At 64.3% G+C, this 24,889-nt stretch carries 24 protein-coding genes and 1 pseudogene; 7 read left to right on the top strand and 18 right to left on the bottom strand.

Going from position 1 to position 24,889, the window contains the following annotated elements:
- Positions 1-187: 187 nt before the first annotated feature.
- Positions 188-1,081, bottom strand: a complete 894-nt coding sequence (locus M727_RS0118140) for a DMT family transporter (protein ID WP_027153869.1) — start codon at positions 1,079-1,081, stop codon at positions 188-190.
- Between the two features lie 89 nt (positions 1,082-1,170).
- Between M727_RS0118140 and M727_RS0118135 the strand changes: the two genes are divergently transcribed.
- Both M727_RS0118135 and M727_RS0118125 read left to right on the top strand, forming a co-directional pair.
- Positions 1,171-2,097 (top strand): LysR substrate-binding domain-containing protein, encoded by a 927-nt coding sequence (locus M727_RS0118135; RefSeq protein ID WP_027153868.1) that lies wholly within the window; start codon positions 1,171-1,173, stop codon positions 2,095-2,097.
- 143 nt (positions 2,098-2,240) lie between these two features.
- Positions 2,241-2,474, top strand: a complete 234-nt coding sequence (locus tag M727_RS0118125) for a DUF2093 domain-containing protein (RefSeq protein WP_027153867.1) — start codon at positions 2,241-2,243, stop codon at positions 2,472-2,474.
- A 92-nt stretch (positions 2,475-2,566) separates the two neighbouring features.
- On the opposite strand, the gene lpxK is transcribed toward M727_RS0118125, so the two are convergent.
- The 6 genes from lpxK to M727_RS0118095 form a co-directional block, all read right to left on the bottom strand.
- Entirely contained in the window at positions 2,567-3,595 is a 1,029-nt protein-coding gene (lpxK, locus tag M727_RS0118120) for a tetraacyldisaccharide 4'-kinase (RefSeq protein ID WP_027153866.1), read from the bottom strand.
- Between the two features lies 1 nt (position 3,596).
- Complete coding sequence (gene waaA, locus M727_RS0118115) at positions 3,597-4,913, bottom strand: lipid IV(A) 3-deoxy-D-manno-octulosonic acid transferase (RefSeq protein WP_023802309.1); 1,317 nt, start codon at positions 4,911-4,913, stop codon at positions 3,597-3,599.
- The gene (locus tag M727_RS0118110; RefSeq protein WP_027153865.1) at positions 4,910-5,698 is read right to left on the bottom strand and encodes a lysophospholipid acyltransferase family protein; all 789 of its coding nucleotides are present in this window, start codon (positions 5,696-5,698) and stop codon (positions 4,910-4,912) included. Before M727_RS0118110 ends, waaA begins: the two co-directional genes overlap by 4 nt.
- 5 nt (positions 5,699-5,703) lie before the next feature.
- Positions 5,704-5,949 (bottom strand): DUF4170 domain-containing protein, encoded by a 246-nt coding sequence (locus tag M727_RS0118105; protein ID WP_027153864.1) that lies wholly within the window; start codon positions 5,947-5,949, stop codon positions 5,704-5,706.
- A gap of 76 nt (positions 5,950-6,025) precedes the next feature.
- Positions 6,026-6,835, bottom strand: a complete 810-nt coding sequence (locus tag M727_RS0118100) for a 3'(2'),5'-bisphosphate nucleotidase CysQ (protein WP_027153863.1) — start codon at positions 6,833-6,835, stop codon at positions 6,026-6,028.
- The gene (locus M727_RS0118095; RefSeq protein WP_027153862.1) at positions 6,822-8,165 is read right to left on the bottom strand and encodes a TldD/PmbA family protein; all 1,344 of its coding nucleotides are present in this window, start codon (positions 8,163-8,165) and stop codon (positions 6,822-6,824) included. Before M727_RS0118095 ends, M727_RS0118100 begins: the two co-directional genes overlap by 14 nt.
- A 343-nt stretch (positions 8,166-8,508) precedes the next feature.
- Between M727_RS0118095 and M727_RS0118090 the strand changes: the two genes are divergently transcribed.
- From M727_RS0118090 to M727_RS0118080, 3 genes are read left to right on the top strand one after another with little or no spacing between them, the layout of a single operon-like run.
- Entirely contained in the window at positions 8,509-9,576 is a 1,068-nt protein-coding gene (locus tag M727_RS0118090; protein WP_156941554.1) for a glycosyltransferase family 2 protein, read from the top strand.
- Positions 9,551-10,237, top strand: coding sequence for a class I SAM-dependent methyltransferase (locus tag M727_RS0118085; protein ID WP_027153860.1), 687 nt, complete (start codon positions 9,551-9,553; stop codon positions 10,235-10,237). The genes M727_RS0118090 and M727_RS0118085 overlap by 26 nt, the downstream gene beginning before the upstream one ends.
- Positions 10,230-10,670: a GtrA family protein gene (locus M727_RS0118080; protein ID WP_245268693.1), complete on the top strand. Its 441-nt coding sequence runs from the start codon at positions 10,230-10,232 to the stop codon at positions 10,668-10,670. Before M727_RS0118085 ends, M727_RS0118080 begins: the two co-directional genes overlap by 8 nt.
- Before the next feature lie 22 nt (positions 10,671-10,692).
- On the opposite strand, the pseudogene M727_RS36680 reads toward M727_RS0118080, so the two are convergent.
- A pseudogene (locus M727_RS36680) lies at positions 10,693-11,521 on the bottom strand (GNAT family N-acetyltransferase).
- A 177-nt stretch (positions 11,522-11,698) separates the two neighbouring features.
- Between M727_RS36680 and M727_RS0118070 the strand changes: the two are divergent.
- Positions 11,699-13,024: an FAD-binding oxidoreductase gene (locus M727_RS0118070; protein WP_027153859.1), complete on the top strand. Its 1,326-nt coding sequence runs from the start codon at positions 11,699-11,701 to the stop codon at positions 13,022-13,024.
- Positions 13,025-13,254: 230 nt separating this feature from the next.
- Here M727_RS0118070 and M727_RS41540 read toward each other — a convergent pair whose 3' ends face one another.
- Together M727_RS41540 and M727_RS0118060 are read right to left on the bottom strand one after the other, a co-directional pair.
- Complete coding sequence (locus M727_RS41540; RefSeq protein WP_156941551.1) at positions 13,255-13,404, bottom strand: hypothetical protein; 150 nt, start codon at positions 13,402-13,404, stop codon at positions 13,255-13,257.
- Positions 13,392-14,369, bottom strand: coding sequence for an ornithine cyclodeaminase family protein (locus tag M727_RS0118060; protein ID WP_027153858.1), 978 nt, complete (start codon positions 14,367-14,369; stop codon positions 13,392-13,394). The genes M727_RS41540 and M727_RS0118060 overlap by 13 nt, the downstream gene beginning before the upstream one ends.
- A gap of 256 nt (positions 14,370-14,625) precedes the next feature.
- Here M727_RS0118060 and M727_RS36675 point away from each other — a divergent pair, with 256 nt between their 5' ends.
- On the top strand, positions 14,626-15,651 hold the full coding sequence (locus M727_RS36675; RefSeq protein ID WP_084646782.1) for a threo-3-hydroxy-L-aspartate ammonia-lyase: 1,026 nt from the start codon (positions 14,626-14,628) through the stop codon (positions 15,649-15,651).
- Positions 15,652-15,758: 107 nt separating this feature from the next.
- On the opposite strand, the gene M727_RS0118045 is transcribed toward M727_RS36675, so the two are convergent.
- The 8 genes from M727_RS0118045 to M727_RS0118010 all read right to left on the bottom strand — a co-directional run.
- Positions 15,759-16,382, bottom strand: coding sequence for a hypothetical protein (locus M727_RS0118045; RefSeq protein WP_027153857.1), 624 nt, complete (start codon positions 16,380-16,382; stop codon positions 15,759-15,761).
- Complete coding sequence (locus tag M727_RS0118040; RefSeq protein WP_027153856.1) at positions 16,369-17,532, bottom strand: hypothetical protein; 1,164 nt, start codon at positions 17,530-17,532, stop codon at positions 16,369-16,371. Before M727_RS0118040 ends, M727_RS0118045 begins: the two co-directional genes overlap by 14 nt.
- Before the next feature lie 110 nt (positions 17,533-17,642).
- Positions 17,643-19,652, bottom strand: coding sequence for a glycoside hydrolase family 127 protein (locus tag M727_RS0118035; RefSeq protein ID WP_027153855.1), 2,010 nt, complete (start codon positions 19,650-19,652; stop codon positions 17,643-17,645).
- A gap of 27 nt (positions 19,653-19,679) precedes the next feature.
- The gene (locus M727_RS0118030) at positions 19,680-20,537 is read right to left on the bottom strand and encodes a carbohydrate ABC transporter permease (protein WP_027153854.1); all 858 of its coding nucleotides are present in this window, start codon (positions 20,535-20,537) and stop codon (positions 19,680-19,682) included.
- Positions 20,537-21,463, bottom strand: a complete 927-nt coding sequence (locus M727_RS0118025) for a sugar ABC transporter permease (RefSeq protein ID WP_027153853.1) — start codon at positions 21,461-21,463, stop codon at positions 20,537-20,539. The genes M727_RS0118030 and M727_RS0118025 overlap by 1 nt, the downstream gene beginning before the upstream one ends.
- A 175-nt stretch (positions 21,464-21,638) precedes the next feature.
- Positions 21,639-22,895, bottom strand: coding sequence for a sugar ABC transporter substrate-binding protein (locus M727_RS0118020; protein WP_027153852.1), 1,257 nt, complete (start codon positions 22,893-22,895; stop codon positions 21,639-21,641).
- A gap of 123 nt (positions 22,896-23,018) precedes the next feature.
- Entirely contained in the window at positions 23,019-24,071 is a 1,053-nt protein-coding gene (locus tag M727_RS0118015; RefSeq protein ID WP_027153851.1) for a LacI family DNA-binding transcriptional regulator, read from the bottom strand.
- A 392-nt stretch (positions 24,072-24,463) separates the two neighbouring features.
- On the bottom strand, positions 24,464-24,889 hold a 426-nt coding region (locus M727_RS0118010), incomplete at its 5' end, for a ferritin-like domain-containing protein (RefSeq protein ID WP_027153850.1).

The raw sequence follows: 24,889 nt of genomic DNA, 5'->3' as shown, positions 1-24,889 counted from the left end.
ACCTTCGGTCCGACCTCCCCACAAGGGGGAGGTAGGGAGCCTAGCCGCGGACGCCTCGCGAGGAACTTACCCTCCCCCTTGTGGGCCCTTGTGGGGAGGGTCGCTGCAAAGCAGCGGGGTGGGGGTCCGAAAAGACCCGCTGTATAGCGGCTCTTTTCGAGTCAAGAGACAGCCCCAACCCTCTGATTCACCGCCTCAAATTCACCACGATGACGCCGCCGAGCGCCAGCGCGCCACCGATGATGCCGAGCGGCGTCGGCACCTCGCCCAGCCAGAAGAAGCCGATCAGCGTCGCCACCGGCGAAACCAGATAAAGGAAGTTCGAGGCACGCGCCGCCGGCAGCCGGGAAAGTGCTGTCGCCCAGGCGGCGTAGGCGATGAGGCTCGGCACGATGCCGAGAAAGACGACGGCGCCGAGACCGGCGGTATCGGCAACTGCCGCCTGCGCCAGGCCGTTCGGCAGGAAGGGCAGCAGGCAGAGCGCGCCGAGCAGCATGTTAGAGGCCGAAATGGTCAGCGGATGATGGCGGGCAAACAGCGGCTTTTGCACGATGGTGTTGACCGCCGAGCACAGCGCCGAGCCGAGGACCAGCAGCGCGCCATTGTTGAAATGCAACCCTTGCCCCTCGCCCATGGCGATGATGCCGATGCCGGCGAAGGACAGGAATGTGCCGGCCCAGGCCAGGCCCGAGAAGCGTTCGCCAAGCAGCGCCATGGCCATGATCGCGGTGAAGATCGGGCTGACATTGATGATGAAGCCGGCGGCACCCGCCGAGACGGTCAGCTCGCCGAAATTGAGCATCGCCGTATACAGCGCGACGAAGACGGCGCCGCCGAAGGCAAAGCGCCACAATTCATCGAGCCGGGGCAGCGCCGGCCGCTTGACGGCGAGGAAGATCGCCGCCGGCACCGCCGCGATGGCGAAGCGCAGCGCGCCAAGTTCCAGCGGCCCGAAAGCGACGAGGCCGGCACGGATCGCCGGAAAGGCGGAGGCCCAGCCGACCACTGTCAACGCCACCGCAATGGCCGCCGTGGTGTCGATCCGCTGTGTCGTATTCAACGTGCCGGTACAAGCGTTCATTTCATTATTCCCGCGTTTCATGCTCTCAACATACAAAGCGCCTTTCCCGATCGGTTGACAAACGACCAAATCGAGGGTCAGCTGTGACTATGGATCACAGCTCAGACGCGATGCTGCCGCTCGAAACCCTGCGCGCCTTCGACGCCGCGGCACGGACGGGCAGCTTTTCGGCCGCTGCCGAAAAGCTCAATCTCACCCATGGCGCCGTCAGCCGGCAGATCGCCAAGCTCGAGGACTGGCTCGGGCTGAAAGTGTTCGATCGCGGCGCGCGAGGAGTCTCGCTGACGATCGAAGGCAACCGCCTGCATCTGCGCACCACTGAGGCCTTCGCGCTGATATCGAGCAATTCGGACCGCTGGATCGAGCCGCGCGGCACCGCCGTGGTGCGGCTGACCTCGATTCCCTCGGTCAGCGGGCTGTGGCTGATGCCGCGCATGGCGGCGCTGGAAAACAATCCGTCCAGGCTGCGCATCGTGCTCGACGTCGATATCCGCCAGGCGGACCTTGCCGACGAGGGCATCGATCTGTCGATCCGCTGCGGCCGCGGCCGCATCCCCGGCCGCGTCTCGGTGCAGCTGTTCGAGGAACATGTGTTTCCGGTCGCCTCGCCGGACCTCGCCCGCGAGATCGGCCGAGGCGACCCTGCCCGGCTGCTCAAATTCCCGCTGATCAACGATTCCGACGCCTCGGCCTGGCGTGCCTGGTTTGCCGCACAGGACATCGACTATCGCCCGCGTCCGCAGGACCGCCGTTTCGAGGACTACAATCTGGTGCTCGGCGCCGCAGCCCATGGTCTCGGCATCGCGCTGGCGCGGCCGCCGATGACCGAGGAGCAACTGAAGTCTGGCCGTATAATCGCCGCCGACGAGCGCGTCGTCCTCAGCCCGATATCCTACTGGCTCGACCGGCCTATCGGGCGCCCGCGCGCCGCCGCAGCCGAGCTTGCCCGGCGAATCGCGGCCCAAGCCGGACTGGCGGCGGAAAAGATCGAGGATTTCATCGCAGCCGAGCAGTAGGATGCGGGGCATCCACTTTGCCGGCCTGCTCGGCTGGTTGCCGTCCGAAACGAAGCCGACTGAAGCCAATCTTGCCTCGCTCCGAGCTTGACCTTGCCGGCATTTTGTGGCGATGACATCGTCATGAACCTTGGCTCCATGTCATGATGAATCGCTTTGAAGGCCCCGGCGGCAAGGAAGCCCGTATCCGCTACCTGGACGGCGACTTCCAGGTGACCAGCCCCGGCGCCTTCGTGCGCTGTGCGGTCACCGGCGAAAGCATACCGCTCGATGAGCTCAAATACTGGAGCGTCGCCAGGCAGGAGCCCTATGTGAGTGCCGCGGCCTCGCTGCGCCGCGAGATCGAGGCACATCCCGAACTGCGCAGCCGACGTTAGTCCGACGCAGATGAAAGCCGTTCTGTAGCGATCCTGTCCCGCCGGCGTCTCCGCAAATGTTCGACGGCCGCGGCGCTTGAAGGTTCTCTGGATCACCCCTGCAGCTTGCGCTGCCGCCAGGCATCCAGCGTCTCGTCGATGATGCGTTCGGGCACGTGGTCGGGATCGAACACGGTGTCGATCTCCAGCACATCGAGCTGTCCGAGGAAATCGGCCGACGCGGCATCGTGGCGCAGCCGGGCGGCGTCCTTGGCGGTGGTGATGAGGCCAAGTCCGGCACCTCGCGCTGTCGTTGCCAGTTCGGCCAGTTCGTCCTTGCCATAGAAATGATGGTCAGGAAACGACCGGGCCAGCGCAACCTCGCCGCCGGCCTGACGGACCGTGTCGAAGAATTTGTCGGGATGGCCGATGCCGGCAAAGGCCAGATATCGCTTGCCGGCCAGCCCCGCCTTGCTGGTTGGCCGCGTATGCGCCTCGAAGATCGGCCGACCGGCGCGCGCCGCCTGGCGAACGACGGCATCGGCAGCAAGGCCCTCGCCCATCTTCAGCAGTGCGCTGGTGAAAACCAGTTGGTCGACGATGCCAGCCCTGAGCGGACCGCCGGGAATGACGCGGCCGTTGCCGACGCCGTAGCGTGCGTCGACGACGACCAGCGCATAGTCGATGTGGATGCGCGCGCTCTGGAAACCGTCATCCATGATCAGGAAATCACAGCCATGCTTTTCCAGCAGGAGGCGTGCGCCGGCGGCACGGTTCGGCGTCACTGCGACCGGCGCATGCGCAGCCAAAAGCAGCGGCTCATCGCCGACATGCTTGGCGGCGTCATGGTGCGGATCGACGACATGCGGCCGCGCAAAGGAACCGCCATGGCCGCGCGACAGGAAACCTGGACTGAGCTGCATGCGCCTGGCCTGCCGGGCCAGTGCGATCGCCACCGGCGTCTTGCCGGTGCCGCCGACGGTGAAGTTGCCGACGCAAAGCACCGGCGCCTCGATCTTCTCGCGCGCCGCTGATCGCATGCGGCGGCCGGCAACCAGCGCATAGACAGCCGACACCGGCGCCAGCGCCAGCGCCCGCCAGTCCGGTTCTTCCCACCAGAAGGGGGGCGCTTCGCTGGCCATCTTAACGGCCGTTGGCGCCCTTGAGGCGCGATTTGACGACCAAAGGCTGAATGTAGGGTTCGAGCGACTTCAAGGTGAGCGCCAGCGCGCCGCGCATCTCTTCGACAGTCGCCGCACCGGCGGCCATCATCTCGTGGCGAGCCACCTCGTTGGTCAAAAGGAAATTGACGGCGCCGGCCAGCATGTCGCGGTCGCGCACCAGCTTGGCACCGCCGCTATCGAGCAGGCGCTGATAGGTCTCGCGAAAATTCTGGACATTGCGGCCGGCCAGCACCGCCGTGTCGAGCATGGCCGGCTCCAGCGGGTTCTGGCCACCCTCCGAGGTGAGCGAACGGCCAACGAAGGCGATCTCTGTCAGCCGGAGATAAAGCCCCATCTCGCCCATCGTGTCGCCGAGCAGAATGTCCGTATCGGCGATGATCCGGTCGCCCTTGCTGCGCCGAGCGAGTTTCAGGCCCATGCCGGAAATCTGCGCGGCAAGCGCTTCGGCGCGATCGGGATGGCGCGGCACGACGATGGTCAAAAGACCGTGGTGCCGCTTGTGCAGCATCGCGTGAACCTCGGCGGCGACCGCCTCCTCGCCGTCATGGGTCGAGATCGCCGCCCAGGTCGGGCGGGCGCCGATCTGGCGCTTCAGCGTGTACAGCGCCCTTTCATCGGCCGGCGGCGGCGTGGTGTCGACCTTGAGATTGCCGGATACGGTGACCGGCCGGGCGCCGAGCGAGAGGAAGCGCTCGCCGTCGACATCCGACTGGGCGACAACATGGGCGAGATTCTCGAACAGCGCCTCGGCTATGTTGGCGCGCTTCTTCCAGGATTTGTACGAACGGTCCGACAGCCTGCCATTGACCAGCACCTGCGGCACACGCCGTGCGCCGAGTTCGAGGATGGTCATCGGCCAGATCTCCGATTCGGCGATGATCGCCAGATCCGGCCGCCAATGGTCGAGGAAGCGGCTGACCGCCGGCTTGAGGTCGAGCGGCACGTATTGGTGGATGATGCGGTCGCCGAGCCGTTCCTCGGCAACCTGAGCGGAGGTGACGGTCCCCGTCGTCAGAACGATATTGACGCCGTAGTCGAGGATGCTCTCGACCAGCGGCACGACGGCGATCGTCTCGCCGACGCTCGCCGCATGGATCCAGATCAGCGGCCCTTCGGGGCGCTCGCGCCCGGCGATGCCATAGCGCTCGCGCCGGCGAATTCGATCCTCCTTGCCTCTGGAGGTGCGCCAGGCGACATAGGGCCCGACCAGGGGATAGGCGGCTGCGCCTGCGAAACGATACGCCGTCAGGAAAGTGCGCGCCCAGCGCTCGCTCATTTTGGGCCATCCACGAGGCGGTAGGCCTCGGCGGTCGCGGCGTTGAGCGCGGCCGTGACCTCCTGGCGCTTGCGTTCCATTTCAGCCTCGTCGGCATTGGCCGGAACGAACACCGGCGCTCCAAGCACGATCGAGGAGCGGCCGAACGGCAGATTGATCGTGGTCTTGTCCCAGCTGCGCTCCAGCACCTTGCGGCGGCTGGTGGCGATTGCGGCGGGCAGGATCGGCCGGCCCGAAAGCCGCGCCAGGAGAACGATGCCAAGCCCAGCGTCGCGCGGCGTGCCATGCGGAATGTCAGCGATCATGGCGACGTTCTTGCCGGTGGCGAGTGACTTTTTCAGGGCGATCAGCGCTTTGGCGCCGCCCTTGTCGCGACGCTTCGAGCCTTCGCGTCCACCCGAGCCGCGCACCGCCTCGATCCCGAATTTCTCGATCATCAGTGCGTTGAGCTCGGCATCGGCACTACGCGACACCATGGCGACTACTGGCCGTCCCCCGGGATAGTAGGCCGGAGTCAGAAGATGCTGGCCGTGCCACAGCGCGATGATGGCGGGTTCGAACTGCGAGTAGGCGCCGCCCGATATCTGCGCCGATCCGTCGACAGCACGATTGGTCAGGCGGACGAGGCGAACGAACTGCGCAAACAGGCTGGCGATGGCGTTCTTGACGAATCGCGATTGCGCCAGCGGTTCGCGTATCTTGCGCCAGAATGTCTTCGGGGTGCCACCGCGACGCCGCCTTGCCGCGGACCTCGTGGCCGGCCCTTTCACGCCTTCATGATCCATCAATATCAACCGGCAGGCTTGTTGTCGGGGTCGAGCAACCGGTGCAGGTGAACGACGAAATAACGCATGTGGGCGTTGTCCACGCTGGCTTGGGCCTTGGCTTTCCACGCCGTTTGCGCGGATTGATAATCCGGATAGATGCCGACGATGTCGAGCGCGTCGAGATCACGAAATTCTGTCCCGCCCAGCGTCTTCAGTTCGCCGCCGAACACCAGGTGCAAAAGCTGCTTCTTGCCGTCTTCCGCGGTCATGTCGGTCCTTCACATATCGTGAGTTTGTGACAGGTCTAGACCAAAGCCGCCGACTTTGGAACCATTGATGACATGTTCAACCATCCAGCCCTGCGACGACGGCGGCGAGGACGGGGAGCAGTTCGCCGCTGCCGGCAACCAGCGCGCCATGCTGGATCACTTCGCCGGCATAGCGCGGTGCGCGGCCCTTCTGGTCGAGCAATGCGCCGCCGGACTCGCGCAGGATGAGATCCGCCGCGGCGATGTCCCAGTCATGTGCATTGGGTTTGACGAAGGTCGCGTCGAGCTTGCCATTGGCGACCATCGCCAGCCGGTAGGCGAGCGAGGGAATATAGGGCACGCGGCTCAGCCGCCCCTGCCATTGCGCCGGCATCAGGGCGATCAACGGCTTCGGCCCGCCAATTTCGACCATCGCTGCCGGGCGGCGCACGGCAATGCGACTGCCATTCAGGAACGCCCCCTCACCTGGCAGCGCCCAATAGGTCTCCTCGGTGGCGGGGCATTCGAGAACGCCGGCAAGCGTGCGGCCGTCCTCGACCACCGCGACGCTGACGCACCAGGAGCGCAGGCCTTCGAGGAAGCCGCGCGTGCCGTCGATCGGATCGACGACGAAGGTGCGGCGGGCGGCAAGCCTTGCCGGATCGTCGGCCGTCTCCTCCGACAGCCAGCCATAGTCCGGCCGCGCTGCAAGCAAGGTTTGGCGCAGATAGGCGTCGGCGGCGTGATCGGCCTCGCTCACCGGTGAGGTGCCGCCCTTCATCCACACTTGCGGATTGTTGCCGAAATAGCGCATGGCGATGGCGCCCGCCTCGCGGGCAGCGTCGCGCAGCAGCGGCAGATCCTCACGAGCCCCGGCGGCGGAGGCGACCTGGTCAAGCTCCGGCAAGGGTCATGCCTTCGATCAGCAGCGTTGGTGCGGCGGTGCCGAAATTGCGATCGAGATCGCTCGCCGGAACCATGTTGAGGAACATCGTCTTCAGGTTCGAGGCAATGGTCACTTCCGCAACCGGATAGGCGAGCTCGCCATTCTCGATCCAGAAGCCGGAAGCGCCGCGGCTGTACTCGCCAGTCACCATGTCGACGCCCTGGCCGAACACCTCGGTGACGTAAAAGCCTGATTTGAGCGACTTGATGAGGTCCTCGGGCGTCCGCTCGCCCGGCTCGATGGCAAGATTGGTCGATGACGGCGAGACCGAGGAGCCGTTGCGCGAGCCGCGCCCGTTGGTGGTCAGCCCCAATTCCCGCGCGACTGAGGTCGACAGGAACCAGTGGTTCAAAACGCCCTTCTCAACCATGAGCAGCTTTTCGCCCTCGATGCCTTCGCCGTCGAACGGACGCGACGCCTGGCCACGGAGCCGGAGCGGCTCGTCGGTGACGGTGATCGCGGCCGCCGCCACCTGCTTGCCCATCATGTCGCGCAAAAAGCTGGTCTTGCGCGCGACGGAGGCGCCATTGATGGCGCCGGCGAGATGGCCGGCGATGCCGCGGGCGACGCGCGGGTCGAACACCACATCGACCGGCCCGGTCGCCGCCTTGCGCGCGCCGATGCGCCGCGCGGCGCGTTCACCTGCCTTGCGGCCGATGTCTTCGGGCGCGTCGAGATCGGAGAAATGCTGGCGCGAGGAGTATTCATAGTCGCGCTCCATGCCGGTGCCCTCGCCGGCGATGACGCTGGTCGAGCGCGAAAAGCGCGAGGCGACATAGTGGCCGACAAAGCCGTGCGAGGTGGCGAGCACCAGCCCGCCAAGCCCGGCGCTGGCGCCGCTGCCGGCCGAATTGGTAACGCCCTTGACGGCAAGGGCCGCCGCTTCCGCGGCCAGCGCCGCTTCCTTCAACTGGTCGGCCGAGACTTCCGTCGGATCGAACAGATCGAGGTCGCGCGGCTTCTTGACCAGCAAGGCAGGATCGGCGAGGCCCTGATAGGGATCTTCCGGCGAGACTTTCGCCATCGCCACGGCGCGCTCGGCTAGCGCTTTCGGATCGGAGGCAGCGGTTGCCGAGACGCTCGCCACCCGCTTGCCGACGAAGACGCGCAGCGAGACATCCTCGCTCTCGGACGCCTCGGTGCCCTCGACCTTGCCAAGCCGCACCGACACGCCGGTCGAACGGCCGCGCACCGCAACCGCGTCGGCGGCGTCGGCGCCGGCCCGTTTGGCAGCCTCGACCAGGGCCGCCACCCGGTCGGTCAATTTCGCTGAGTCCAGCGTATCGGTCATGCGCATAGTCCTGTTTTTCCGCCTGACATAAGGGGCGGCCGCTCCGCACCATCTATTGTTCTGATGTGGCTTGTGCAATGGTAGAAGTGGCAAGGGGGGCAGATCGGCCAGCAGACACCCGGTTTTGGGCGGCATGATCGAAGCGGGTGCTCAAAGGTTGCTTCGCGGCGGTTTGGGACTGGGCGATAGCCCATTGACGCCGTGCTCCGACCACAAGTGGACGTTCGACTGCGGTAACGCCTTTGTCCTTCCACGTATGATCGGCACCTGCTCGAAACCGCTAAATTTAGCGATTTCTTGTGTGTCCTTGGAACTTTGTAGCTTGCGTTCCATTTTCAACGGCATGCGAGACCCTGTGATCCAAAGCATCAGGACTGCGGTGAACGTGTCGCCGCCGCGGTACTCGCTGGTCCTTCCCATATACAATGAAGAACAGGTGCTGCCGCGACTGATCGAGCGGATCAGTTCGCTGATCGGCCGGCTGGACGGCGAGACTGAGGCGATCTTCGTCGATGATGGAAGCCTCGATGGGAGCGTCGAATACCTTCGCAACGTCGTCGCCGTCGAGCCGCGCTTCCGGCTGATCGAGCTTTCCCGCAATTTCGGCCATCAGGTCGCGATCACGGCCGGCATGGATGCGGCTGCGGGTGATGCCGTCATCGTCATGGATGCCGACCTGCAAGACCCGCCGGAGGTGGTCCTCGATCTGGTGGCGAAGTGGAAGGAAGGCTTCGAGATCGTCTATGCCCGCCGTGTCAAGCGTGAGGGCGAATCCTGGTTCAAGCGCATTACGGCGAGTCTCTTCTACCGCCTGCTGGAGAAGATGACGTCGGTCGACATCCCCCGCGACGTCGGTGATTTTCGCCTGGTCGGGCGCAAGGCTCTGGAAACCTTCAAGCAAATGCCCGAACACGACCGTTTCGTCAGGGGCATGTTCGCCTGGATGGGGTTCAAGCAGACAGCGGTGCCTTTCGAACGCCCGGCGCGGACCCTTGGCCAGACCAAATACCCATTCTGGAAGATGATGCACCTTGCCGTTCACGGCATCGTAAGCTTCTCCGAGAAGCCGCTGCGCATGGCGCTGTGGGGCGGCTTGGCGATCTCCGCGCTTGCGGTGTTGTTCGGCATTTACGCCATCTTCGCCTGGATTTTTGAAACCGGCATCATTGCCGGCTGGACATCCACCGTGGTGATCGTGTCGCTGCTTTGCGGCATCAATCTTTTCATGACCGGCGTGGTCGGGCTCTATGTCGGCGGCATCCACGCCGAGGTGAAACGCCGTCCGCTTTACGTGATCGATCGGGTCGCCGGCTTCGACAAGGCGATGCGTGCCGCCAGTGAGAGCCGTCGACCGTTTCGAAAACCCAGGAACGGAGCCTCGGCTGATGGCCGAACTCTTCGACAGCTATAAATCGAACTATGGCGAGGCGGTCGCAGGATCCATCCAGTTTTCCGGACTCGGGCACGACTTTTTTCTGATCGCCAAGGCCGACCTGCTGCGGCGTCTCGTTGTCGAGCGTGGGCTTCGACAGGGCGGGGTGCGGGCGCTGGATATCGGCTGCGGCGTCGGGTCGCTCCACCCTTATCTCGAAGGCGCGTTCGAGAGCCTGGATGGCTGCGACGTCTCGGAAGAATCGATCCTGCGCGCCGGTCAGGACAATCCGTGTGTGACCTACAGGGCCTGCACGACGCCGCGCCTGCCTTATGGCGACGGCGCCTTCGATCTGGCTTTCGCCAGTTGCGTCGTCCATCACGTTCCGCCCGCCTCCTGGCTCGATTTCTTCCGGGAAATGCGGCGCGTCGTGCGGCCGGGCGGCGTCGCCTGCATCATCGAGCATAACCCCCATAATCCGCTGACGCGTCTTGCGGTGTTGCGGTGTCCGTTCGACCAGGACGCGGTCCTGCTCAACGCCGCCAAGGCAAGATCCCTTTTTCAGGAGACGGGTTTTCAGGATATCCGATCCGAGCACTTCCTGCTGCTGCCGTCGGCCAGGTCCTTCGCCAGACGACTCGAGCGCCTGCTCGCGCCTCTGCCGCTCGGGGCCCAGTATGCGTGCAGCGCGCATGTCTGAGGACCGTTCGACTGCCGGTGCCGGGCTGAAGCTGCTGGCGCGCTTCGGGTTGGTCGGCATCGCCGCGACAATCCTGTATGCTGCCCTGGCTATCGGTTTGGTCGAATCGAAATGGATCGGCCTTTCGCCGGTCCAGGCGTCGCTCGCGGCTTACGCGGCGGCTGCCGTGTTTTCATATTTCGCCCATAAATCAGTAACCTTCATGTCGAATGGATCGCATCGATCGGAAGCTGCGCGTTTTCTCCTGCTGACGGCGACAGGCTTTGCCGTGGCTTATGCGGCGCCGGCGCTTTTGACGGCGAAACTCGGCCTGCCGCCGATCATTGCCATTCTGGTTACATGCCTGCTTGTTCCGGCGGTCAATCTTCTCATGCTCGACCGATGGGTTTTTGCGCAGCGAGGACCCGGCGAGCACGGCGACCGCTCCACCTGATCCATGGCCTTCTGAGTTGGGCTCAGCCGAGGGCCTGGCTGGCCAGGGCAAAGATGCGTGCGTTCGCGGAACCCGGGATATTGCTTGCGCCCCGGAGCATGGCAACCGGCCCGCCCACATGGGCAAGCCCCAATCCTTCGAGCCAGGTTGAAAGGTCGGCGTCTTCAGGGATGTCGATGCGCACGCAGCGGCCCTGCATTCCCGAGAGGATGAAGGCGATCAGGGCTCTCGCCTGATCGCGATCCTCCGCCACGACCGGTCCGACGACCTCGCCCCTGCCAAATGCCCGCACGGCTGCGAAGGCCGCGATGCCGTCCTCGTTGGTGATGGCCGCAAAGTCCCTCGCCCGCCAAGGCGTTCATGAGTGCGGCGCGATCCGCACCGAAGGCGGCGCGATCGAGCGCGGTGAGTGTCGGAAGGTTCTCGGACCCGATCCATTCCACGGCCGGGGGCGCACTGACCTGCCCGACGGTGCCCTGGTGCTGCCGAACATCGTGCGCCGCGACAAAACCCAGCTTCTCATAAAGAGGCAGTCCGTCGGCGGTAAGGCGGCACTCGCGGTCACCGGCCTGCTCGAGCGCGGTGGTGGTCAGCCGCCGTCCCAGCCCGCGACCACGCATTGCCTCATCGACGATGATGGTGTTGAGCGTTGCGCAGGTTCTTCCGAAAGGCGTCATGAAGGCGGTTCCGACCACCCTGCCGGCTTCCAACGCGACCTGACCTTCGCTCACGGACCAGATCATGGCCCAGTCTTCCATCCGGTGCGGCCAGCCGGCCGCTCGCGACAGGGCCGTCGCTTCCTCAAGATGGTGCGCTTCAAAAGGCGCGAATGTGATGGACTGGGTGTTCATGGAGCACCAGGACTGTTGGAGTGGGAAGACTGACAGGACGATAGAACCGCCTCTTCCGCGTCGCTTGCCGAATGCCGGCGATATTCGGTGCCAGAATGCCAAAATGCCACTGCAGTCAGTGCATTCTGCGGCGCCGGTCGCCGACACTGCGAGCTGTCGTTGATTGCCGAGGCCGCCATGTCCCCTTTAATCCACCACATCAACAGCGATGAAACGCTGCCCAAGTCAGCGGACGTCGTGGTGATCGGCGGCGGGATTGTCGGCGCCAGCGCGGCCTATTCCCTGGCGCGGCGCGGCCTGTCGGTGGCGCTGATCGAAAAGGGCTATGTCGGCTGCGAACAGTCGAGCCGGAACTGGGGCTGGTGCCGCCGGCAGAACCGCGATGCACGTGAATTGCCGCTTGCCAATCTGGCGCTGCGGCTGTGGCAAGAGCTGACCGAAGAGATCGGGCACGACCTTGGCTTCCGCCGTTGCGGGCTCATCTATGCGACGGACGATCCAAAGCAGCTCGCCGAATGGGACAAGTGGCGCGCGGTTGCGCGGCGGTTCGACGTCAAGACGCGGATGCTTACGGCCGAGGAGGCCACTGCCGCCGTTCCTGCGGCTGGCGGCCGCAAATGGCTGGGCGGTGTCCACGCGGCAGACGATGGCAAGGCCGAGCCCTGGCTGGCCGCCCCGCGGATCGCCGAGGGCGCCCGCAAGCGTGGCGCGACCATTCATCAGAACTGCGCGGCACGCGGCCTGGAGATCACCAATGGGCAAGTGAGCGGCGTCGTCACCGAGAAAGGCCTGATCCGCACCAGCGCGGTGCTATGTGCCGCCGGCGCCTGGGCTTCTGCTTTCCTGCGCATGCATGCGGTTTCGCTGCCGCAGGCCAGCGTCCGTCAGACCACCTTGCGGACCGGTCCTGCACCGGATCTTGGCGGGGCAATCTTTACCTCTGACGGTGCCCTGACGCGCCGGATCGACGGCAGCTACACGATAGCCGCCAGCGGCAGGGCGACGCTCGAGATCACGCCGCAGGGGATCCGCTATGCCCGCCCGTTTCTGCCGATGTTCATCAAACGGCTGAAGGCCGTCGAGATCGGCGTAAGTCGCTCGTTCTTCGCAGGCCCGGAAACACTCGGTCGCTGGCATCTCGACAGGCCGACCCCCTTTGAGCGCATCCGCGTCCTCGATCCCGCTCCGGACAAGCGAATGGCGGCAAGCATCATGACGCAGATAAAGGCCCTGTTCCCCGCCGTTGCCGATGCCGGCATCGTGTCTTCCTGGGGCGGGTATATCGACTTCACACCGGACGCAGTACCGGTGATTTCGGCGGTGGACAGCATCGGCGGAGCGTTCGTCGCCGCAGGCTGTTCCGGACACGGCTTCGGCGCCGGCCCTGGCATTGGCCATCTGGCGGCAGATCTGGTCACCGGTGACGCGGCAAGCGTCGATCCGACGCCATTCCGCCTGTCACGCTTCACGGACAGATCGAAAATTGAAGTCGGCGCCTTCTGACGCGAGTGACCGCTGGCGACAGCAAAGGGCGCTGAGCGATCGTTACCTACGGGCTCAAGTGCGATCCGGACCGTTTGGTGACCACTCTGGCCGATGCGGTCGCCGCCGCACCCTCTTCCGGCATCCAATACATACAGGCTCACTTCAGGCACACAGCTTCACCACGCCCACGGCGCATGTCCGCCATCCGGCGTGGCAGTTCGTTCCTTTCGACGGGACGGAAGCTGTGGTCAGTTTTCAGCGATGACAAAGATCTTCTTGAGTGGATCCTTCAGCGCGAGCTGATTGACTGTTCCGTGCGCAACGAAGATCGCATCACCGGGTCCGGTCTCGAGCTTTGCTCCGTCGTCGGTCACTTCGGCCCAGCCTACCAGCGCCATGGCACACGCGTCCCTGTGCCCCTGCTCCTGGCCTGTCGCCAGAGCATTTCCGCGACCGTCAGATCCTGCAGCGCGAGCCCGGTCATATCGAAGACTGTGATGTCGGCGGCATCGCGCGTGAACGGAATTTTTCCGGTCAGAAGATCGCCGATTTCGGTCGCCCGGCAGCCGGTGTCCCACTGGCCTTCGCCGACAGCGGCCGATTGCTCGCAGTCGTCGGCAAAGAGCCGTACCCGGCGAAGCAGGCCGTCGGGCAGTTCTCGCTTGCCTTGCGTATCGGCACCCACGGCGTTGATGTGCGTGCCGGGCCGCACCGCTTCTGGTGGAAACAGCGGCCCGCTGCCAGGGGTCGCGGTGATAATGATATCGCTCGAGCCGATAGCTTTGGCGGCTTGGTTCGAATGGGCCGGCGCGAAATCCTCGAATGCCGCCTCGAACGCCGCGTCGGGGCGGCCGTCCGCCGTCAGGTATTGGATGGTGTCAAGCCCAGGCATGGCACGCAGTGCCAGGCTCAGCTGGATCCGGCCCTGGGTGCCGGTGCCGAAAACGCAGATCGACCGGCTTTCGGGGCGGGCCAGCAGGGTCAGGCCAATGGCGCCAGCCGCCCCTGTGCGCAAGGTGGTGATGGCGTTCCCGTCGATGATGCACAAGGGACGCCCGGTATGCGGGTCGAAGAGCACGATGGTCGCCTGATGCGGCTCCTTGCCGACCTCGCGGTTGGCTGGCCAGAAGCCCGCTGCCTTGAAGCCCAGAAGATCGGCTTTCGGCACGTCGCCCGACTTGATACCGAAAATGCCGCCGGTATGCAGCTTCTCGCGCACAAGCGGAAAGACCCTGCCTTCGCGCGCACTGTGAAGCTCGAAGGACCGCCGCACGGCATCGAGGACGGCATCCGGCTCCAACAGCGGCGCGACCTGATCGCCCGCAAGCAGCACCAGCTGCGACTCGTCTGCGGTGACGGACATGACATCTCCCCGGCTTTCCCTCATTCTAGCCAGCGGTTCTCAGGGGAAGACAGCGGTGTTGGCCAACGAGCGGCATTTCCTACGGTTTGTCGCCCGTCATTCGGGCGAATGTTGCGCCGAGCTTCCCATCGAATGCGATCGCCGGTTCGCGCAAACACATATCCTCGCAGACACAGCCCGCCGTCGGCCAGCCCGCCATCGGCCAGCCCACCATCGGACCAGCCCACTATCGGCGAAGTGTAGAAGGCGACCCGCAATGCCCCTCAATATCCCGACATTCGACGATGTTCTGACCGCCGCGGCGCGCCTCGCCGGATTGGCCCACCGGACGCCGGTGCTGACCTCGCGCACCTTCAACGAGCTGACCGGCGCCGAGGTGTTCTTCAAGTGCGAGAACTTCCAGCGTGGCGGCGCGTTCAAGTTCCGCGGCGCCATGAACGCGCTTCTGGCCTTGGATATTTCGGCGCGGGCGCGCGGAGTGGTGGCCTATTCTTCGGGCAATCATGCGCAGGCGCTGGCCTATGCGGCCGCGATCAAGGGCGTGAAGGCAGCGATCATCATGCCCAGGGATGCGCCCGAGCTGAAGGTGCGTGCCACCCGCGGCTATGGCGCAGAAGTGATATTCTACGACCGCTACAGCGAGAACCGCGAAGAGATTGGCAGCAGGATCGCCGCCGAGCGGGGAGCCGCCCTCATACCACCCTATGACCACCCCGATGTGATTGCCGGGCAAGGCACGGCGACACTTGAACTTATCCAGGAGGCCGGCTCTCTCGATGCCCTTTATGTCTGCCTTGGCGGTGGCGGCCTGCTCGCCGGCGCCGCACTGGCGGCAGCGGAATGTGCGCCCGCCTGCAGGGTCGTCGGGGTTGAACCGGAGGCCGGCAATGATGGTCAGCAATCCCTCGCGCGGGGTGAGGTCGTCACCATCGAAGTGCCGAAATCCATCGCCGATGGCGCGGTCGTCACCCATCTGGGCGCGCATAATTTTCCTGTCATCCGCGACAAGGTTGCCGCTATCACCACGGTCAGTGACGACGCGCTCATCGAAATGATGCATTTTTTCGCCGAGCGCATGAAAATCGTGGTCGAACCCACCGGTTGCCTTGCAGCGGCGGCGGTTCGCAGTGAATGGGAAAGCCTGCGCGGCCAGCGCATCGGTGTCATCGTCAGTGGCGGCAATGTGGATCTCACGCGCTTCGCCAGCTTGATCATGGCGGCCGCAGACAAAACGCCGCGCGAGCAGGCCATGGCGCGCCCCGGGCCGGAGACCTTTCGCTAAAGCGCGCTCAGGGCGCAATTGGGTACCGTGCGGCCCTGTACTGGTCGCCAGCGCACGGCAATGCTCGCGCGTCATGATACGCATGAACTGCAGGTCGTTGAGCGTGATCAAATGGCATCCAGCCGCAACGACACCAGCTTGATGGAGCGCTTGTAGATGTTGCTGGCGGCCGGAGTCGGCGGAATGCCGTCGAGATAGTCGAAGACGATTTCGAGTGTATCGGCCTTGCCGAGAGCCGCCGGTGGAACGACGAACGAGACCGTTCGTGGTTCTTTGCCAGACAGCGTCTCCGCATGCACCCGAACACCGTTCACCGAGATCACCACCCTTTGCGTGATCTGCGGTGGACGAATGACGGCCGCCATTTGCAGCGTGGCCATCAGGCTGTCGCGGAGCGGCGGTATCTTCACGCGAAGCCGCGAGGTCTCGCCTAGCGAATGGGTGCCGTCGCCTGCCGACCCCGACCAGCCGCAGACCTTTATGCTGGCTGCCCGTTTGGCGCCGTCGCTCCGGAACGACACCGTCTGGCCAAGTGTGTAGCTGCCGGTCGCATCGCGATTGAGGCAGGTCGTCGTCTGATCGATGTAAAAGGCGCGGTAATCGGCGTTGACGTTCGGATTGAGAGCAAGCGCAAGGATGACGGTCTCGGACCCAGCCAGAACCGCCGCGAGCGCGTAGCCACCGAGCCAGGCAGCGCGCCGATACGGGTCCGGAACGTCAGACCAGGGCAAGGTAGCCTCCGATCCACGCCACAGTCATCAAATAGCAGGCGCCAAGGAGGAGAACCAAAGCCCCGAGCCAAATCAGCTTCGACGCCGACAACAGGACGGCGAGCAACATTGTCAGGGGCGCAAGCCCAATGACATATCTGACCATCGAGGCCAGGTTGGTGATCAGCGGCAGGATGATGCAGAGCGCGCAGAAGAGTGCCGCGCCATATTGCCTGCGTACCGCCAGGACGGCCGACAGCGCCAGTCCGGCGATCGCGGCGAGCGCGCTCCATTGCGGCGCCGTGGGCAGCCATCCGGTGGTCGGAACAGCTGAGAGCCCGTCCCATAGAAAGACCAGCGGATTGCCCGCCACCCGTCCGAACGCGCGCTGGATGTGCAGGAATGCAAAGCCGTCTCCGACGGTGAGGTACAGGAACAGGATGTAAGCGAACAAACCGGCAGGCGAGATGAGGACAGCGACCAGCAGATCCGGTCGGCCAAGTACCCAGCGCGGGAAAGACGGCGCCGATCCGCCCTGCTCGCGGTGCTCGCTGAACATTTGAATGACGGTTGCAAAGACGACGAAGACTCCGACCAGCCTGGTCGCCGACAGCAGCGCGGATGAAACGCCCGCGGCGAGATAGCTGGAGCGCTTGAGCGCCAGAAAAACGCACGAGGTCAGCAGCACGAAAAGCGGTTCGCTCAGGAAGGTCGTGAAGTGGAACGAGAACGGGCCGCTGAGCAGAAACGCGCAATACAGCACATAGGCCCGCATGTTGTTCTCGAGCAGCGGCCACGCCACCAGACAGGCGGCGTAGCTGCACGCAATCGAGGTGACCGTCGCGATCAGTATCGTAGGGTATGGGAAAACAAACCGGATCGCCGCCACCAGCATCGGATAGAGCGGGAAGAAGCCCCAGCGACCGACATTGCTGTGGTTTGGAATGGGAAAGCGCTCATAGCCCTGTTCGCTGATGCCAACGTACCAGGCGCAATCCCACCGGCACAGCGCACGGGCATAAGCCGCGAAACCTGTTTCCTCCGACACCGAAGCAAAAGCCGCATAGCGGATGGCCAGTCCACCGATCACGAACAGCAACGGCACCGCCGCGACGGTCATGACCATGGCGCGAGCACCAGCGCTCGGACGCGCGACATCTTCGAGCGCCAACTCTGCCTCCACCCATTCGAGTGGCTAGCGCCACTCTCCCCTCTAAATTAGCGCCGGCGGGGCAAATTCAAGACATCCCTGTCGTCGGCGGCATCATCTTCGTCCACGGATCACGAGTCTCTCAGCCAGACCAGCATCTCGCCGGGATCGCGGTTGTCCCAGGCAAAATACGGCACGGCGGTGATTTTTGCTTCTTCAACCGCCGGCGGTTCGGTGCGGTAGAGGCCGTTGTCCCAGTCTTCAAACGCCTCTTTCCTGGCAACAGCCGAAAGCGTCACGACGCCGCCCAAAAGGTTCGGCTGCTGATGCGCCTCGATCTCGGCTGTCGGCGGCAAGGCGATGCGGTGCAGCTGGCCGGCATTGTCGGTCTCCTCGACGCAATAGATCAGCGGGCCGCGGGCAAGCGCGACGCGGCCGATATCCTGCCGCACCTGCGGGTTGGCATAGAGCCGGTCGATGGCCATTTCGAGGTCGAGCTCGACCTGGTCGCCCTTGCGCCATTCGCGCCGGATCGCGGCATAGCCGTCGCTGGTGACCGCCTGCAGATCGACCGCCTCCCCGTTCACCTTGAGCGCCGCCTTGCGGCACCAGGCCGGCAGGCGCAGGTGCAAGGTAAATGTCGTCGGCGCCTCGGGCTCGATCGTGATCGAGACCGCGCCGTCCCATGGATAGTTGCTGGTCTGGCGCAGCTCCATTTGCGTTCCTGCGATATCGAAACGAGCCGTGCTGTTTCCATAGAGATGGACGGCGAAGGCATCGTCGGACAGGCCGTAGAAATAACTGCCGATCGAGGCGACCATGCGGCCGATATTGGGTGGGCAGCACGGGCAGCGATGCCATTTCCAGCGGTTGTGCTTGCCCCGGCTTTCCAGCGGATTTTCATAGAAGAACAGCGAGCCGTCGAGCGACAGGCCCGAAATCGAGCCGTTGTAGAGCGCCCGCTCCATCATGTCGGCGTAACGCGCATTGGGGCCCATGCCGAGCATGCGGCTCGCCCAGAACACCAATCCGACCGAAGCGCAGGTCTCGGCATAGGCGGTTTCGTTGGGCAGGTCGTAGTCTGATGTAAAGCCCTCATTGTGCGACGACGGCCCGAGGCCGCCGGTGATGTAGAGGTTCTTGGTGGTGAGGTCGTCCCACAGCCGGTCGAGCGCCAGCCGCAGCGTGTCGTCGCCATATTCGGTGGCAATATCGGCCATGCCGGAATAGAGATACATCGCCCGCACCGCATGGCCGACCACCTTGTCCTGCTCGCGCACCGGCTTGTGCGATTGGCTGTATTCGTAGGTCTTGAAATGATAGGCTTTTGGGTCGGCGCCGCGGGCACGCGCCTCCTCGTCGAAATAATGCGGCAGCTGGCCGCGCTGGTCGATGAAGTATCTTGCCAGGTCCATGTACTTCTGCTCGCCGGTGACCCGCGCGAGCTTGACCAGTGCCAGCTCGATCTCCTCATGGCCGCAATAGCCTTTCTTCTTGCCGGGCTCGGGGCCGAAGGTCTCGGCAATATGGTCGGCATAGCGGCACATGATGTCGAGCAGCTTGCGTTTTCCCGTCGCCTGGTAGTACGCGACCGCGCCCTCGATCAGATGGCCGGCGCAATAGAGCTCGTGGCAATCGCGCAGATTGGTCCAGCGCAGGCCGGGCTGGATGCGCTGGTACCAGCTCGACAGATAACCGTCCGGCTGCTGCAGTCTGCCGTACATGTCGATGACGGCGTCGATCTTCTTCTCCAGCGCTTCGTTGCGGCGGCGGTACAGCGAGTAGGCGGCGGTCTCGATGGTCTTGCCCCAGTCAGAGTCCCAGAACATCTGGGTCGTCACCGTCGATCCGGTGAACTCGTTGCCGGCGGTGGCTGCTTCGTCCGGCGAAGGTGAGTGGAACGGAATGACGACGCCCGGAGATGGCCGATCCGGATCGATCTGCTCGAGCATGCGCGCCTCGACGCAGCGGTCATAGAGGATGCTGGCGGTCCTGGTGGCGACGGCATCGGCACGGTCGCCCCAGAAGCCGCGCACATCGACCTGCGGCACTGGCAGCGGGCGGAAGGCGCGTTTTGGCCTGTCCGACTTGCCGGTTTGGTCCAGCTCGGCAGCCGGCTTGGCGGATTGCGATGCGGTCATCAATTTACTCCGGTTCGGTTCGATTGGTCACTTCACGGCCCCTGCCATGAGGCCGCGGATGTAGAAGCGCTGCAGCAGCAGGAACAGCACCAGGCATGGCACCATCATCACGGTGACCCCGGCCTGCACCGCGCCCCAGTCGATGGCGCCGAAGCGGCCCGACTGCAGCGCCGTCATCATGATCGGCAGCGTGAATTTGGACTGGTCGGTCATCAGCACCAGCGCCGCCAGAAACTCGTTCCAGGCGCCGAGGAACGCGAACAGCGCGATGGTGACGATGCCCGGCCAAACCAGCGGCAGCATCACCCGCAGCAGCATGGTGACGTTGTTGGCGCCGTCCATGCGCGCCGCCTCCTCGATCTCGCGCGGCACCGCGTCGAAGGCGTTGCGCATCATGAAGATCGAGAACGGCAGCTGCAGCGTGACATAGACGCAAACCAGCCCGGTCAGCGTGTTGTGCAGGCCGATCTTGGTCAGCACCAGGAAGATCGGCGTCAGGATCGACTGGAACGGGATCATGATCGTCGACAGGATGAGGACGAAGAGCAGGTTCTTCAGCGGAAAGCGGAAGCGCGAGAAGCCGTAGCCGGCCAGCACGCTGACGATCACCGACAGCACCACCGTCATGACGGAGACATAGATGCTGTTTTGCGCCGGCAGCCAGAGACCGTCGCCGAAGGTGTTGAGCGTGGCGTAGTTCTCGACCGAAAAACCGGTCGTCGGCCAGGGCGGCAGCGGCGGCTGGCGCGATTCCTGCGCCGGCTTGAACGCCGAAAGCACGGTCCAGACGATCGGCGCCAGGAACAGCAGCGAGGCGACGATGCCCGTCGCGTGCTCGGCGATCTGCATGCCGATGCGGCGTTTGCGGCTCCTTGCCTGCGCCATCAGTCAACGCCCTCCGGTTGGCGCAGCAGCCGCAGTTGGATCAGGCTGAGCGCGACCAGGATGACCAGCAGGACCATCGACAGGGCGGCGCCGTAGCCGAGCTTGAACGACACGAACGACTGGTTGAAAATCCAGTAGACGGCGGTCAGCGTCTGGTTGCGCGGTCCGCCGCGCAGGATGATGTAGAACTGGTCGAAGGCGAGCACGGAGCCGGCAACCGACAGGATCAGCGCCAGCGCCAGCGTGCGGCGCATCAGCGGCAGGGTGATGGCGCGAAACCGCGCCAGCGGCCCTGCCCCGTCGATCATCGCCGCCTCCTGCAGATCCGGCGGGATCGATTGCAGGCCGGTCATCAGGATGATCATGGTAAAACCCGCCACCTTCCAGACGACCATGGCGATGATCGACCAGAACGCCGGCTGGAACGTCGCCAGCAGGTTGACCTTCTTCTCGGTCAGGCCGAGCTCGAAGGCGGCCGGGCTGAACAGGCCGGAATCGACATTGAGCAGCCACGACCACAGCAGGCTGGCCGAGGCAAAACCGATGACGGCCGGCATGAAGAACGACGTCCGGTAGAAGCCGGTCAGCGGCCGCGGCCTTTCGATGAACAGTGCCAGCGGAAAGGCGACGACGAAGATCGCGATGGTGACGATCACCGTATAGTAGCCGGTGAATTTGAGCGCGTTCCAGAACCTGGTATCGCGCAGGATCGCCCAGTAATTGTCGAGGCCAATGAACGAGTGCGCGCCCATCAGCGGCCAGTTGTGCAGCGACATCCACGCCGTCATGCAAAGCGGAATGATGAAGAAGACGACGACCAGCGCGACGGCCGGCGCGACATAGAGCAGGCCGATCCACTGCCGGCGGCCGGCGCCGACGAGCTTTCTGGGGCGGGCTGGGGTGGAGATGGCTGCGATGGAGGTCATGCCTGCTCTCTCGTTAGCGCTACGTCCCCCTCCCTTGAGGGGAGGGTCCGGCCGAAGGCCGGGGGTGGGGTCGTCTCTGACGCGCGCCAACGGAAAAGAACGTCGAGCACTTCCGAGACGACCCCACCCGGACCTGCGGTCCGACTCCCCTCGAGGGGGAGGTAGAGCCGGCGCCTTACTGCTGCGGCGCCGAATCGATGATCGACTGCATGGTTTCCTGCGCGTTGGCGATGGCGCCATTGACGTCCTCGCCGAAGAAGACCTCGTTGACCATCTGGTTCCACGGACCGTTGGCGGAGTTGATCAGATCGTTGAACACCACCGAATAGGGCGTGCGGCCCTTGGCCATGGCCTCTGCGGCGATCTTGTAGCGCGGGTCCAGGTCCTTCAACGCCTCATTGGCGATATCGCCGCGCACCGGCAGGCTGCCGTATTTCGCCAGGATGGTCTGGCCCTCGAGCGAATAGGCGAAATCGAGGAATTCCTTCACCACCGCGATTTTCGTGGTGCCCTTGGTGACGACGAAATTGTCGCCGCCGGCAAAGGACGACCAGCCGCCATCCTTGCCCGGCAGGAAGGTGACGCCGTAGTCGATGTCTGGGTATTGCGTGTTCAGCGCGCCGATGGCGAAGGCGCCGGACGGCGAGATGCCGATATTGCCGGCGGCAAACGCGGCAAAGAAGTTGGAGCCGGTATCGGTCTGCGCGCCCGCCGGCACCAGGTCCTTCTTGACCATCGATCGGTAAAGATCGATGGCGCCGCGCAGCTGCGGGCTGTCGAGCGTCGCCTTCGAGCCGTCCTCGGTGAGGATGTCGCCGCCCGAGGCCCAGATCAGCGGCGTGAAGGTGAAGATGTTGCAGCCGCCGCAATTGCCGGAGAAATAGAAGCCTTTGATATCGCCGCCAAGCGCGTTGACCTTTTCGGCATAGGCCTCGATCTCGGCCCAGTTGGTCGGCCCCTTTTCGGGGTCGAGGCCGGCCTGCTTGAACAGTTTTTTGTTCCAGATCAGCACCGAGCTATCGGCGGAGAACGGCAGCCCGTAGATGCGGTCCTTGTAGGTGCCGGTCTTGACGTGCGCCGGCGACAGGCTGTTGAAATAGGGCAGCGATTTCGCCCAGTCGGTGATGTCTTCCAGTTGGCCGGCGGCAGCGAAGGACGGCGTGTAGATCAGGTCGAGCGACAGCGCATCGGGCGCCGTGCCGCCGGCGGCGGCAGCGCCATATTTCGGGATGATCTCGGCATTGGGGATGATGTCCAGCTTGATCTGGTTCTCATGCCCCTTGTTGAAGGCATCGACGATGCGCGGCATGAAGTTCGAGCCGTCGGCGCGAACCCAGATGTTGGCGGTCTCGGCGGTCGCGGCCGGACCGACTGTTGCCAGCGTGGAAAAAATGCTCGCGGCAAAAGCGAGCCCGGCAATCGTAGTTTTCATGGTTCTCCTCCTCATTTCTTTCTCCTCATTCGGCAGCGCTGCCCTGCAGGCGCGCGCGACCTTTTGCCTTGATGCATGTCGTGATCCCAAACCGCTGCGCACTTTTGGGCGACATGCATTGCTTCAACCGCCCAGTGGACGGCCGCATGACTGACGCACCACCAGCCGGCACGGCAGTTTTCTTATGCCCGGCTCGGCGGGTTCGCCGCCGACAAGCGAAAGCAAGGTAAGGCCAGCCTCGCGCCCCAGTGCCGCCAGGTTCATGTCGACGGAGGTCAGCGGCGGGCGGGTTGCCTCGGCGACGATCTGCCAGTTGTCGAACCCGATGACGCCGACATCGTCCGGCACGGCAAGCCCGCGCTCGCGCAGCGCGTCGATGACGCCGCGCGCGATCTGGTCGTTGCCGCAAAACACGGCATCCGGCTTTTCGCCCCCTCGCTTCGACAGCCTGCCGTCAAAGAGCGTCTTCACCGCCTCGTGCCCCCACGCCTCCGACCACGATCCGAGCAATGGTTCCATGACCGGCAAGCCTTTCTCGGTCAGCAGGTCACGATAGGCGTGTGCCCGCGCGTGCACCACCGCAAAACTCGCCGGCCCGCTGACATGGGCGATGCGGCGCCGGCCAAGCCGGCAAAAATGCTCGACCGCCAGGCGCGCGCCGCCGGCATCATCAGAGACAAACGCGATGGCGCCGGGATCGGGCTGGGTGAAGGCGTAGATCACGGGAATGCCGAGATTGGACAGATCGACGGGCAGATGACGATCGATGCGCTTGCCGGTGGCGATGATGCCGTCGACGCGCTTGTCGAGCATGGCATCGACATGCAGCTGGCCGAGGCGCTGGTCGTCCTCGACATTGCACAAAAACACCGAGACGCCCTTGTCGACCAGCGCATCCGAAATGCCCGACATGACCGGCAGCGAAAAGCGGCCATAGGTGTCGTTGGTCAACAGGCCGACGGTAAAGGAGCGCCGGCGCAACAGGCTCTGCGCCAGGCTGTTCGGGCGAAAGCCGAGCCGCTGCGCCGTCTCGCGAATACGCTCGCGCGTCTCGGCGGTCATCCGCCCCTGCCCGTTGAGCGCTTTTGAGGCGGTGGCGACACTGACACCGGCGATGGCGGCCACCTCACGCAGGGTGACGGGCTTGGTGAAGACTGGCTGGGCGTCGGATGCCATGGTGCGCAGTGAATTCCTTAGTTGAGAAAAGGTTTTCTCTTATCATCTTGCGAAGTGCCGACTGGTGAGGTCAGCGAGGGCGAGGCGATTTGGGAAAAGGTTTTCTCAGAGGAGATTAGGGGAAGGATGCGGGGATGGCAAGAGGGATAGATTTGGTTTTGGGCGTGTCTGAGATTTCTTGCTAGGTGCGGTGATCTACGACCGCTTTGCGCCAGGAACGGACGTTCCCGTTTACGCCGAGAAGGTCGCGGCTCGAAGCCAAACCGGACGGTCATCCAATCCTGCCCGGGGACTCCAGCGGCGGGGTCAATCATCGTCATGCAGCCCGTAGGGGATCACGATCAGTGTGCGGGTCCGCTGCGCCTCTTCCGGCGATTTGCGTCGCGAGCGGCTCAGGTGCTCTTGAGCGTGCCGTTCATCCCTTCCGGATAGAAGCCGCCCTTGCTCACTCCGTCCTTGTCGGTGAGATAGACGATCCGGAGCACCTCCTGTGGCGTTCTGGTGAAGGCGATCGCATCGGGCGTCGAAGGAACGATGTTGGCTTTTCCATCCACCTGGATTCCCTGGTCCTTGTCTTCCGATCCGTCGATCTTGTCGCGGGCNTCGGANACGGCGTTGGCGACCTTCCAGGCTTCCTCTCNCTTCCGGTATAGCGTCGATCGCGCCATTCCCATGTGGTAGGCCTCGACCGCCAAGATGCCTGCGGCGGCGGCGAGGAAGTCCTTGTTTTTCAGAACCGTCGCCGCCCCGGCATATGCGGTGACGCCGACATCCTCGAACAACATCCCGCCGAGAACGAAGTTCGTTTCGTTGCCGAA

This window comes from Mesorhizobium sp. WSM2561, assembly GCF_000513915.1.
In the GTDB taxonomy this organism is placed as follows: Bacteria; Pseudomonadota; Alphaproteobacteria; order Rhizobiales; family Rhizobiaceae; genus Mesorhizobium; species Mesorhizobium muleiense.
This window is presented reverse-complemented; position numbering and strand designations above follow the sequence as displayed.